The sequence below is a fragment of the Dyella sp. C9 genome, assembly GCF_003332825.1.
Classification (GTDB): domain Bacteria; phylum Pseudomonadota; class Gammaproteobacteria; order Xanthomonadales; family Rhodanobacteraceae; genus Dyella.
In genome coordinates this window covers 260,861-272,870 of sequence record NZ_QIRF01000001.1, presented here as the reverse complement: position 1 = coordinate 272,870, position 12,010 = coordinate 260,861, and the positions used below count along the sequence as shown (strand labels likewise).

General features: G+C 67.5%; 12 protein-coding genes. 5 read left to right on the top strand and 7 right to left on the bottom strand.

The genetic code is table 11. The features are described 5' to 3' along the window. Positions 1-15: 15 nt before the first annotated feature. Both DVU99_RS01230 and prmB read right to left on the bottom strand, forming a co-directional pair. Entirely contained in the window at positions 16-582 is a 567-nt protein-coding gene (locus DVU99_RS01230) for a GNAT family N-acetyltransferase (RefSeq protein WP_114238382.1), read from the bottom strand. 6 nt (positions 583-588) lie between these two features. Further along, positions 589-1,515, bottom strand: a complete 927-nt coding sequence (prmB, locus tag DVU99_RS01225; RefSeq protein ID WP_114238381.1) for a 50S ribosomal protein L3 N(5)-glutamine methyltransferase — start codon at positions 1,513-1,515, stop codon at positions 589-591. A gap of 93 nt (positions 1,516-1,608) precedes the next feature. Between prmB and asd the strand changes: the two genes are divergently transcribed. After that, positions 1,609-2,454, top strand: coding sequence for an archaetidylserine decarboxylase (gene asd, locus DVU99_RS01220; protein WP_114238380.1), 846 nt, complete (start codon positions 1,609-1,611; stop codon positions 2,452-2,454). A gap of 151 nt (positions 2,455-2,605) precedes the next feature. Beyond that, positions 2,606-3,040 carry a hypothetical protein gene (locus DVU99_RS01215; protein WP_114238379.1) on the top strand — a complete coding sequence of 145 codons (435 nt, stop codon included), beginning with the start codon at positions 2,606-2,608 and terminating at the stop codon, positions 3,038-3,040. 64 nt (positions 3,041-3,104) lie between these two features. Here DVU99_RS01215 and DVU99_RS01210 read toward each other — a convergent pair whose 3' ends face one another. Beyond that, positions 3,105-4,607 carry a transglycosylase SLT domain-containing protein gene (locus tag DVU99_RS01210; protein ID WP_114238378.1) on the bottom strand — a complete coding sequence of 501 codons (1,503 nt, stop codon included), beginning with the start codon at positions 4,605-4,607 and terminating at the stop codon, positions 3,105-3,107. Between the two features lie 170 nt (positions 4,608-4,777). Between DVU99_RS01210 and DVU99_RS01205 the strand changes: the two genes are divergently transcribed. Genes DVU99_RS01205 through greB form a run of 3 tightly spaced genes read left to right on the top strand, consistent with a single transcriptional unit; the run spans position 4,778 to position 8,135 of the window. Further along, entirely contained in the window at positions 4,778-6,286 is a 1,509-nt protein-coding gene (locus DVU99_RS01205) for a helicase HerA-like domain-containing protein (protein ID WP_114238377.1), read from the top strand. A gap of 40 nt (positions 6,287-6,326) precedes the next feature. Then, the gene (locus tag DVU99_RS01200; protein ID WP_114238376.1) at positions 6,327-7,586 is read left to right on the top strand and encodes a hypothetical protein; all 1,260 of its coding nucleotides are present in this window, start codon (positions 6,327-6,329) and stop codon (positions 7,584-7,586) included. Positions 7,587-7,637: 51 nt separating this feature from the next. After that, complete coding sequence (greB, locus tag DVU99_RS01195) at positions 7,638-8,135, top strand: transcription elongation factor GreB (RefSeq protein WP_114238375.1); 498 nt, start codon at positions 7,638-7,640, stop codon at positions 8,133-8,135. 22 nt (positions 8,136-8,157) lie between these two features. On the opposite strand, the gene DVU99_RS01190 is transcribed toward greB, so the two are convergent. The 4 genes from DVU99_RS01190 to rimO all read right to left on the bottom strand — a co-directional run bounded on the left by DVU99_RS01190 (position 8,158) and on the right by rimO (position 12,002). After that, entirely contained in the window at positions 8,158-8,649 is a 492-nt protein-coding gene (locus DVU99_RS01190) for a hypothetical protein (protein ID WP_114238374.1), read from the bottom strand. Between the two features lie 82 nt (positions 8,650-8,731). Further along, complete coding sequence (gene phnD / locus DVU99_RS01185) at positions 8,732-9,772, bottom strand: phosphate/phosphite/phosphonate ABC transporter substrate-binding protein (RefSeq protein WP_114238373.1); 1,041 nt, start codon at positions 9,770-9,772, stop codon at positions 8,732-8,734. Positions 9,773-9,862: 90 nt separating this feature from the next. After that, entirely contained in the window at positions 9,863-10,666 is an 804-nt protein-coding gene (locus DVU99_RS01180; protein ID WP_114238372.1) for a DUF3025 domain-containing protein, read from the bottom strand. Between the two features lie 16 nt (positions 10,667-10,682). Then, a complete protein-coding gene (gene rimO / locus DVU99_RS01175) occupies positions 10,683-12,002 on the bottom strand; it encodes a 30S ribosomal protein S12 methylthiotransferase RimO (RefSeq protein WP_114238595.1) in 1,320 nt (439 codons plus the stop codon). Positions 12,003-12,010: the final 8 nt, after the last annotated feature.

The following is a 12,010-nucleotide window of genomic DNA, read 5'->3' as shown; positions in this document are numbered from 1 at the left end:
GGAAACCCCCACAGCTTACCGCGTTGCAACATCGGCCGTGTCCGCGGCGACGTTGATCGGCCATTCCCGGGCCAACAGGGCGAAGATCACGTCATCCACCCATTCGCCGCGGAACTTGAGGCATTCACGCATATGGGCCTCCTGGCGCAGCCCCAGGGAACGCATCAGCGCCATGCTGGACAGGTTGCGGGGATCGACCGAGGCCCTTACCCGATGCATGCCGAACGTGCCGAACAACGCACCCAGCAGCGCCGTGGCGGCCTCCCTTGCCAACCCTCTTCCTTGCTGGGGAGGTGCAATGGTGATGCCGAACTCCGCCTGGCCATCCTCGGACAGGCAGAACGCGAGGTCTCCGACCAGCGACCCTTCCCGGCGCAGCCGGATCGCGCGCTGGAACCACTGGCCCACCACGGGGGCGTCCAGCGCCGACTGCTTGCGGATGAAGCGCTCCACCTCGGCCAGCGACTCCGGCCGCCAGTTCTGGTAACGCCACACGTCCGGGTCGCCGCGATAGCCGAACAACGCCGGCGCATCCTCGAGGGTCAGCGCATCCAGCAGCAGGCGTTCCGTCGCCAGCTCCATGAGGGCTCAGCGCCCCCGGCGCGCTTCGGCCGCTGCACGGATCGCCGCGGCATGCTCGATCAGGTCGCGACGCTCCAGCGCAAACACGCCCATCGCGCCCACCTTGAACTCGATCCACACGAACGGGACTTCCGGCAGCAGCTCCACCAGTTGGCGCTCGCTCTCGCCCACTTCCACGATCAGCAGGCCGTCCTCGCTGAGGTAGTCGGCCGCCTCGTCGAGCATGCGCACGCAGATGTCCAGGCCGTCCTCGCCCGAGGTCAGGCCAAGCTTGGGCTCATGGCTGTACTCGCCCGGCAGCGCGGCGTATTCGTCCTCGGTGACGTAGGGCGGGTTCGACACGATCAGGTCGTAACGGCGTCCGGCGAGGCCATTGAACAGGTCGGACTTGATTGCCTCGACGCGGTTCTCGACGTGCTGGAACACGATGTTCTCGCGGGCCAGCGACAGCGCGTCATCGCTGATGTCGACAATGTCCACCTGCCAGTCCGGGTTGTACTCGGCCATGGCGATGCCGATGCAGCCCGAGCCGGTGCACAGGTCCAGCGCACGCTCGACATGGCGGTGGTCCAGCCACGGCTGGAAGCCGGACTCGATCAGCTCGGCGATGGGCGAGCGCGGCACCAGCGCGCGGCGGTCGCTCTTGAACTTCAGCCCCGCGAACCAGGTTTCGCCCACCAGGTAGGCCACCGGCAGGCGCTCGTTGACGCGACGCTCGATCAGCGCCAGCACACGCTCGCGCTCCTCGCTGGTGAGTCGGCCCGCGCCATAGGCCGGCGGGATGTCCGGCGGCAGATGCAGGCTGGCCAGCACCAGGTGGGTGGCCTCGTCGATGGGGTTGTCATGGCTATGCCCGAAAGTGAGCCCGGCCGCAGAAAAGCGGCTGGCGCCGTAACGGATGAAGTCGATGATGGAGGCGAGTTCGTGAGTCACGGCAAGTCTTGGGCATCAGGGGATCACCCAGTATAGCCGGAGCCGGGTTGTCACCCAGGCGTAATCGTGGCCGGCTTCGTTCATACTTGCCCGATGACCTTCAACGTACTCCTGCAATACATCCTGCCCCACCGCGCGCTGTCGCGGGTGGTCTACTGGGCCACGCGCTGGACCTTCAAGCCGTGGAAGAACTTCCTGATCAGCACCATCGTGCGCAACTATCAGGTGAACATGGCCGAGGCGGCGCAGCCCGATCCACTCGCCTACCAGCACTTCAATGCGTTCTTCACCCGCAAGCTGCGGCCCGATGCGCGCCACGCCGACGCCAACCCGGCGGCCCTGCTGTCCCCGGCGGACGGCCGCATCAGCCAGGCGGGCAAGATCATCGACGGGCGCATCTTCCAGGCCAAGGGCCAGGACTACACCGCCGCTGAACTGCTGGGCGACGAGGCCAGCGCCGCGCCGTACCGCAACGGCCGCTTCGCCACCATCTACTTGTCCCCGCGCGACTACCACCGCGTGCACATGCCGTTGAAGGGCACGCTGAAGGAAACCGTGCACGTGCCCGGCCGCATCTTCAGCGTGGCGCCGTTCGCGGTGGAGGCGATCCCGCGCCTGTTCGCCCGCAACGAGCGACTGGTCTGCCACTTCGAGGGCGAGCATGGACCGTTCGTGGTGGTGATGGTGGGCGCGATCCTGGTGTCCAGCGTGGCCACCGTGTGGGATGGACTGGTGATCCCGCCGTACGCGCCGTCGATCCGCCGCAAGTCCTTTGCCGGCCAGAACATCACGCTCGAGCGCTTCGCCGAGATGGCGCGCTTCAACATGGGCTCCACCGTGATCCTGCTGTTCCCCGAGGGCATGGCCGAACTCGACCCCCTGCAGCCGCAGCAGGCGGTGCAGGTGGGGCAGCGCCTGGGCGTACAGCTGAAGGCCTGAGCCGTGGCCGCGTCAAAATTTTGACGCGGCAAGTGACGCGTTTCGTCGTTTTGTGACCTTTTTGGCGCATCGCCGCGCCGGGCGGGGCTAAGCTCCTCGTCCGGCGACGCCGTGCGCGGGCGCCAACCCAAGGCCAGACCGAGGACACTCCATGCGCATCGTCACCCGTCTTATCGCCATGAATCGCAGCCGCCAGCTCGGCCGGCAGCTGCGCGAGATCGAGCGCAGCATCCAGGCCCTGCCCAAGCGCAGCCGCGCCCGACTGGGCACGATGTCCCTGCGCGAAATCGGCCAGGCCTCGCGCAGCGACTTCCCCCACCTGTACGGCACGCCGCCGGAAGAGCGCTACTTGCCGTGGGGCCAGGGCACCGAGATCGGCCTGGCGCGCGCCCGCTCGGACAACGCCGAAGTGGCCATGCGCGGCATCGCGCTATGGCTGGCGGTCGCCTACCACGAGACCAAGGGCAACCCGCACCCCGGCCTGCAGGCACACCATCGCGAGCTGATGCGCCTGTTGCGCGAACTGAAGGAAGACCACCGCGCCGATCCACTCAAGGAGTGGATGCAGGCGCCGGCCGCCGCCTGACCCCGATCGTCATGATCGATAGCACCGCCCCGGTGGGCGGTGCTTCTTTTTGGGCCGGCCCGCCTCAGCGGCAGCTGGGCAGTTTGAGGGTCTGACCCGGCTTGATGTGCTGGTGGTTGAGCCCGTTCATCTCGGCCACTTCCTGCACCGAGGAACACCCCAGCTTGTTGACGATGCCGGTGAGCGTGTCGCCCCGGCGCACCACGTAGTTGCGCGTCTTCCCGCTGCTCGAGCTGCGTGCCGGCGCGGCGGAAGGCGACGGCGTGGGCGACGGCGGCACCACCGGCACCACCGCGGTATGCAGGTCGTTGGCAAGGATCGGCCAGGGGCCGTCCGTGCAACGGGCCTCGTACGGCTTCTCCAGCACCCTCGGCACCATGATGCGCACGCCGGCCGGCTGGGAAACCTGCGGGTCGAGACGCGGATTGAGGTTGCGCAGGGTGCGGAACCAGCCGTCGCTCATGCCCGCGGCGGAACCGAGGCACACGGTCAGCTCGGTCAGCGAGGCCGGCCGCTTGAGCACGATGCTGCCCTGCGCGCCGTCCACGCGCGGGAAGCGCAGGTTGTAGCTCTCCGGATGCAGGAACAGCCAGGCCGCCGCCAGCACCGACGGCACGTAATCGCGCGTCTCCTGCGAAAGCTGGTTGTAGATGGTCGGGTCGTACAGGCTCACCGAGGTGTTGTCGCCCACCAGGCGGCGCATGCGCCCTTCGCCACCGTTGTAGGCGGCCAGGGTCAGCTCGAGGTTGTTGTTGAACACCTTGAGCTGCTCGTCCATGTACTCGGCGTTGGCACGCGCCGCCTCGGCCGGATCGAAGCGCGAGTCGAAGCCGTCCTCGGTATTGAGGCCAAAGCGCAGGCCGGTGGCATACATGAACTGCAGCGGGCCGGCGGCACCGGAGCGCGACACGGCGTGCACCTTGCCACCCGATTCCTTGGCCAGGATGCCGAACAGCAAGGCCTCGGGGAGGTCCTGCTTCTGGTACTCGGGCCACATCTGGTAGCGCAGGAACTGGTAGTTGACGTAGGCGTCCATCAGGTTGCCGCGCCACTGGGTCAGCCACATCTCCAGCGCCGCCTTCACCGGGCCGTTCATCGCGATCAGCTGCGACAGCTGCTGGCCACGCAGCAGCGTGACGCTGCGCTGCGCCTCGGGCAGGCCGGCCGCGCCGCTGCGATCACTGTTGCTGCCCTCCTGCACGTCGTCGCCCATGCTGCTGAGGTCGTCGCCCAGGTCGAAGTTGCCGTCCTTCAGTCGCAACAGGCGATCGAACACCGAGAAGAAGCGCTGCGGATCGCACCCCTGCGTGGAGGGGCAATGCGCGGCGGCGTCCTTGAGCTTGTCCAGCGAGGCATCCAGGGTCTGCTGCGACTGCGCCGCGTTGCCTGCACGCGCCTGAGCCAGCGCCGTTTCATAGCCCTGGCTGGCCTGGTCGAGCTGCGCGTAGAGCTGGCTGGCTTGCGGTGAAGGCTTGGTGCCGCCCGAGGAAGCACAGGCAGCCAGGAGGGTGAACGCGCCGGCAAGGGGAGCCAGACGCAGGGAACGAAGCAAGGCGTGGGGAGCCATGGACGACTTCACTGTCGGATCGAAGGGCCGACCTTACTGCGCCCGGGCCCGGCGACTCAACACGATTTTTCCCGTCGCAACGACAGCCGCGACCGTCGACGATGGGTGATGACGCCAGCAGCACGGAGCGGCTTGGCTACAATCGACCCGCAACCAACGGACGGAATGCCATGACTGAGATCCTGATCGGCCGCAACGACAGCACCAGCGTCAGCCTGGACCCACGCTACGGCAACCGGCACGGCATGATCGCGGGCGCCACCGGCACCGGCAAATCGGTGTCGCTGATGGTGCTTGCCGAAGGCTTCTCGCGGCTGGGCGTGTCGTGTTTCCTTGCCGATGCCAAGGGCGACCTGGCCGGTCTCTCGATGCCTGCCGGCGAGCCGGGCGACAAGCTCAAGGCGCGCCTGGCCAAGCTCGGCCTCACCGACTGGAAGCCGCAGGCGAACCCGGTGATCTTCTGGGACATCTACGGCAAGCTCGGCCACCCGGTGCGCGCCACCATCACCGAGATGGGGCCCACCCTGCTCGGCCGCATCCTGGAGCTCAACGACACCCAGGAAGGCGTGCTGGAGGTGATCTTCAAGGTTGCCGACGACCAGGGCTGGCTGCTGCTGGACCTGGCCGACCTGCGCGCCCTGCTCGGCTTCGCCAGCGAAAACGCCAAGGACATCTCCACCCACTACGGACTGATCAGCACGCAGAGCATCGCCGCGATCCAGCGCTCCGTGCTCAAGCTGGAGCAGGACGGCGCCGACCAGTTCTTCGGCGAGCCGGCGCTGGAGCTGTCCGACCTGATGCGCCAGGACATGAGCGGCCGCGGCGTGGTCAACATCCTCGCCGCCGACCAGCTGATCCTCAAGCCACGCCTGTACTCCACCTTCCTGCTGTGGCTGCTGTCGGAACTGTTCGAGCAGCTGCCGGAAGTGGGCGACCTCGACCAGCCCAAGCTGGTGTTCTTCTTCGACGAGGCGCACCTGCTGTTCGACGATGCGCCGGCGTCGCTGCTGCAACGCGTGGAACAGGTGGTGCGACTGATCCGCTCCAAGGGCGTCGGCGTGTATTTCTGCTCGCAGAATCCCGACGACGTGCCGGGCAACATCCTGGGTCAGCTCGGCAATCGCGTGCAGCACGCACTGCGTGCCTTCACGCCGCGCGACCAGAAGGCGGTGAAGGCGGCGGCCGAAACCTTCGTGGCCAACCCCAGGCTCGACGTGGCCGAGGCCATCACCCAGCTCGCCGTGGGCGAGGCACTGGCTTCCACCTTGCGCGACGGCGGCGTGCCCTCGCCGGTGGAACGCGTGATGGTGACCACACCGACCGCGCGCATCGGCGCGATCACCGACGCCGAGCGCAGCACCGTTCGCCAACGCTCGCCGGTCGGCGGGAAGTACGACACGCCAGTCAACCGCGAATCGGCGGCGGAGATCCTCGCCAAGCGCGCCAGCGACAAGGCCGCCGATCCGCAGGTCATCGCCAAGGGATCGCCCGCCGGCAACAACACGACCGCGCAAGGCCCCAACTGGACCGATGCCGTGCGCGACGCCGTGCTCGGCACCAGCCGGCGCCAGGGCATGATCGAGGCGATGGCGAAATCGGCCAGCCGCGCCGTGGGCTCGAAACTGGGCCAGCAGATCGTGCGCGGCGTGCTCGGTGGCATCTTCGGCGGCAAGCGCTGAAGCGCGCCATCGACAGCAACGGAATGCCGAGATCGCCCTGATGCCGCGCGTCGCCACCGTCTCGCCCAATACCCCACTGCGCGACCGCTTCATCGCAGGTCTCGGCTACCCCCTGCGCGGTGCGGGCCTCGCCTCCTGCATGGTGTTGGCACTGCTGCACTGCCTGCTGGTGGCGCCGCTCTTCATCGGCATCACTGCCAGCTTTGCGCTGTGGGCCGCCACCTGGCGCTACGCCGCCACCTGCCTGATGCACACCGCCAACGGTTTCGCCGATCCGCCCAACGTGGGCGTGGACGAGAACCCGGCGGCCGGCAACGGACTGATGGCGGTGCACCTGTTCGCCACGGTGATGTGCGCGCTCAGCGCCCTGCTCTACCCACCCGCGTTGTGGCCCCTGATCATCCTGTTCGCTGCCATGCTGCCGGCCATCGACATGTCGCTGGCTTTCGACGGCGACGTGGAACTGGCCCTCAGCCCGGTGAACTGGTGGGAGGTGATCCGTCGCTTCGGCTGGGCCTACCTGATTCCCCTGCTGCTGAACCTGGCGACCGGCGCATTGATCGTCGCCGCCGCGCTGGCCGACCACGTACTGCCCAGGCTGTTGGCGCTGCCCTTGTTCGGCTTTGCCTACACGTATCTGATCATCCTCAACCTGCACCTGATGGGCGCCATGATCCACCGGCACCACGAACGCTTTGGGCTGGAGCCGGAAGCCGAAGCGCTGGCGCGCGCCGGCGGACAGGACGTCGACGAGGAGCTGCTGCAGCAGGTACGCACCGTGGCGGGCACCGACCGCCGCGCGGCCATCGCGCTGCTGGTGACCCGCATGCAGGGCCGCAGTGCCCCATCTGCGCTGCACCTGGCTTATCGTGAACTGCTGCATGCGGAAGGGCTGCGCGAAGGGTTGCTGGAGCACGGCCAGATCTGGATCGCCGCACTGATGGCCAGCAACGAGCCTCGCCGTGCCCTCGGCGTGGTGCAGGACTGCCTGGAGCTGGACCCGGGTTTCTTGCCCGACGATCCAGCCTATGCCAGCGCGCTGGCTGAACAGGCCGCGCGCGCCGGCATGAGCCGCCTTGCACTGAAACTCTCCCGCGGCTTCCTGGTCCGCTGGCCGCGGGCATCCGAAGCGCCGGGCACCGGCCTGCTGGCCGCGCGCCTGCTGGGCGTGGAGCTCGGCCAACGCACCGAGGCCACGGTGCTGCTCGGCCGGCTGGTGCAGGCCTGGCCCGACCACCCCTTGCGCGCCGAAATCGACGCACTGGCCCGGCAGCTGCAGGACGGACCTGCGCACGCCTGAGGCTATCGATAAAATCGACGCCCGACACGTTGTGCAACGGATTCCCGCCCCATGAGCCGCTGGCGACCACCCGCCCCCAGTTCCACCGCCATCATCACCCGCGAGGGCTTCGAGAAGCTCAAGGCCGAGCTTGACCACCTGTGGCACACGCTGCGCCCGGAAGTGGTGAAGGCGCTGGCCGCCGCCGCCGCGGAAGGCGACCGCTCGGAAAACGCCGAGTACACCTACCGCAAGAAGCAACTGGGCGAGATCGATCGGCGCGTGCGCTATCTGAGCAAGCGCATCCCATCGCTGAAGGTGGCCGAAGGCGCGCCGGCCGACCGGGAGGTGGTGTTCTTTGGCGCCTGCATCGAGCTGGAAAACGCCGAGTCCGGCGAAAGCGTGTCCTATCGCATCGTAGGTCCTGACGAGACCGACGCACGCCTGGGCTGGATCAGCATCGACTCACCCCTGGCGCGGGCGGTACTGAAGAAGCGCGTGGACGACGAATTCGAGGCCGAACTGCCCGGCGGACGTACGCGCTTCCTGATCGTGACGGTCAGCTACTGAGGCCGGCCGCCCTTCCCTGCGCTCAGTTGCCCTGCATCAGCGCGCTGATCTCCTGCTTGTGCGCCTCGACGAAACGAATGTTGTCGGGGTTCACCCAGACCTGGTTGAGGTTGCCTGACAGCGCAGGATCGGCCCGTGCCTGCACCGCCATGATCGCGTTCATCAGCGCGATGTTGGCCAGCATGAAATCACGCGGCGTAAAGCCATGCTTTTTCACCAGGTCGGGAATGCGCGGATCGGCCGCCATGGCCTGCGCGGCAAGATCGTTGAGGCTGTGCACCTTGGACGGATCGGGCGACGCCTGGGGCTGGATGCCCAGCGCGTGCGCCTCGCGCGTGGTATCGGCAAGGCGCTGGAACACGTCGTCAGTGAGGGTGTAGTTCTTGATCTGCTGCTTGTCCGCCTCGGGCAGGCCCGGCGGAGCCGCCTGGGCGTGGGCCAGCGATGCCGCGCCGAGCACGGCAGCGAACAGGCCAAGACGGCACGCGCGAAGGACACGATCGAAGGCAGGCATGGGGACTCCGGCAGGCTAACGTGAGGCGGCCGGCGACGCCGACCCAATGCCGCACCCTAACACCGGTTGCTTGAATGCGCGCTCAGTGGCGCGAGAGCTGGGCCATGGCCCGCCGGTAGTCGGCATCGATCTGTTGCAAGCGCGTCGCCTTGGCCTGGTCGTTGACCCAGCGTCCATGCTCGGCCTGTTCGCGAACCAACTGGAACTGCAGGTCGAGGATGGGCTGCAGGACACGATTGTCAGCCGCGGCAAACCCGGCCAGATCCTGGATGCGCGCCAGATTCGCCCGTTCGCGCTCGCCAGCCGCGCCCGGGGCATGTCCGTAGCCACGCATGAAGGCAATCAGCTGGCTGCGCAGGGGCTCGGGCAGGTCGTCCCTCGCCACCAGCACGTCGGTGGGAATCAGCGACGAGCTCCAGATCACGCGGACCTGCGCCGCCTCGCTGGGAAAATTGCGGCGAAACAGCTCCAGGTCCGGGCCGTTGTTGCTGGCCACATCGACTTCGCCATTGGCCACCGCCAGCGCATTGTTCTGGTGATTGCCCACGCGCACGCTGGCAAAGAAGGTATCGGAGTTCAGGCCCCTCGGCGCAAACAACTCGGCCTCCGGCGCGATGTATCCAGTGACCGAAAGCGTTTCACCGCGTGCGTAGCGCCAATGGCCGGGCCTGGCGAACAGGTCCTTGAGCGAATGGATGGGGCCGTCGCTGCGCGTGACCAGCACGGCGACATTGCCTTTGACGCCATCGCTGCGCTCGCATTGCGCGATCACGCTCATGTGCTGGTGCTGGACGGCCTCGGTGGCCAGGCGCCCGGAAAGAAAGGCAATGTCCACGCGTTGCTCGGCGATGGCGCCGGACAGGCCGGCATACGTGCTGACCGATACCGCGCTGACCGGACGCCCGAGTCTCTTCTCCAGATCTTCCAGCAGCGGCTCCCACTGCTGGCGGGACTCAACGGCGCCGCTCACCGGGAGGATGCCGAAGCGGACCGCCCGAGGCGCGCTCGTCGCCAGGTCGCCAGCGGTGATCGGCTGGGCCACGGCCAGCAGGCAGGCCAACAGCCCGCCCCAAGGCAACCTCGCCTTTGTCCTGCCAAAGCGCACCCGCCAAGCCGTATCCATCCGCCTGCTCCCAGCGCTCCGCTAAGGGCGTTTTAGCGCGATTGCGGTGCCGCCGCAATTTGAGGCCCCGCGATCAAGCCCCGCCCGACGTCAGAAAACCGCCGGACGGGGATAACTGCGCCCTTCACGCCTGGGCTGGTAGCACGGGGTTTGCCGGTGGAACGTTTCGTGCTCGTTGCCTGGATACCAGCCCGGCAGGCCGGACAGCGGAAAAGGGCGCAGTTCCAGCGGATCGCGCAACAGGCGACCCTCGGCGATGCCCTCGGCACAGGCGGCCAGTGCCTGTTCGGCGGTGCCCTGCCCCACGAACACCAGGGCCTTGCCCACCAGCAGCTTGCCCGGCGTCAGCGCGTGCTCGAGCAAGGCATGCCCGAACACCGTGGGCATGGCGCGGCCGTCGCCCCAGGCATCCCGTTGGCGCCAGAACAGGCCATGCCAGTCGTGGGCATCCCAGGCATCGAGCAGCGCCGCGTCGCGTAGCACCACCACCACGCCCGCTTCGTCGAAATGGGTGAGCGCACATTGCGGCCGCGAGCGCTCGCGCGGCCCCATTACGGCGATTTCGCTCACCTGCTGGGCATTGAGCGCACGCTTGAGCCCCGGATGGCGCAACCACACCAGCGCGTTGAACAGGTCGTGCCAGTTGGCCTCGCGGGTGGCTATGCGCGCCTGCGCGGCAATGCGCTGCTCATAGTGAAGGCCATCGGCCAGCAGTTCGTGCGTCTGCACGACGAAGCGCGTCGGCTGGTCGGCCGGCCACGCGGCATTGAGCGCTTCGATCGACGGCCACTCCGACCCCTGCAGCCACGGCGCATGCTCGCGCCAGCCGCATAACGGCCAGCGCTCGAACACGGCGGGATCGACCTCGTTTCGGGCGGGCGCGACGTAACGCATCACGCCACGCCGCGCATCAGCCGGCGAGGCGTGCGTGCAGGTCGTGCTCGTCGGCGTCCTCGACCACCACGTCGACGAACTGCCCCGGCTTCAGCAGCTGGCCGTTGGCGATATGCACCACACCATCGATCTCCGGCGCGTCAGCCGCCGAGCGGGCGATGGCACCGTCGGCGCCGGCTTCGTCCACCAGCACCTTCAGCGTGCGGCCGATCTTGCGCTGCAGCTTGGCGGCGGAGATCTCAGCTTGCACCGCCATGAACTGCTCCAGGCGGTCTTCCTTCAACTCCTCGGACACGGCGCCCGGCAGCTCATTGGCCTTGGCGCCATCCACCGGCGAGTAGGCGAACGCGCCCACGCGATCCAGCTCCGCTTCGCGCAGGAAATCGAGCAGTTCCTCGAACTCGGCATCCGTCTCGCCGGGGAAGCCGACGATGAAGGTGCTGCGGATGGTGAGATCAGGCACCAGCTTGCGCCAGTTCTTCACGCGCTCCAGCGTCTTGTCGATGTTGCCCGGACGCTTCATCAGCTTGAGGATGCGCGGGCTGGCGTGCTGGAACGGGATGTCGAGGTACGGAAGGATCTTGCCTTCCGCCATCAACGGCATCACCTCGTCCACATGCGGATACGGATAGACGTAGTGCAGGCGCGTCCACACGCCGAGTTCGGACAGGCCCTCGCACAGTTCGGTCATGCGCGTGCGATAGCTCTTGTCGCGCCACTGCCGCTCGGCGTACCTGAGGTCCACGCCGTACGCGCTGGTGTCCTGCGAGATCACCAGCAGCTCCTTCACACCGCCCTTCACCAGGCGCTCGGCTTCCACCAGCACTTCATCGACCGGACGCGACACCAGGTCGCCACGCATCGACGGGATGATGCAGAAGCTGCAGCGGTGGTTGCAGCCTTCGGAAATCTTCAGGTACGCATAGTGCTTGGGCGTGAGCTTGATGCCCGTGTCCGGAATGATGTCCAGCAGCGGGTTGCGCTTGGGCGGCAAGGCGCTATGCACCGCGTTCATCACGCTGGCGTAGTCCTGCGGGCCGGTGATGGCGAGCACGTCCGGATAGGCCTCGCGAATCAGCTCCGAGCGCTTGCCCAGGCAGCCGGTGACGATCACCTTGCCGTTCTCATGCAGCGCCTCGCCGATGGCGTCCAGCGACTCCTGCACGGCCGCGTCGATGAAGCCGCAGGTGTTGACCACCACCGCGTCGGCTGCGCCGTAGCTGGGCACGATTTCGTAGCCCTCGACCTTCAGCTGGGTGAGGATGCGCTCGGAATCGACCAGGGCCTTGGGGCACCCCAGGCTGACGAAACCGACTTTGGGCGAAACCTGCGACATGGACGTGG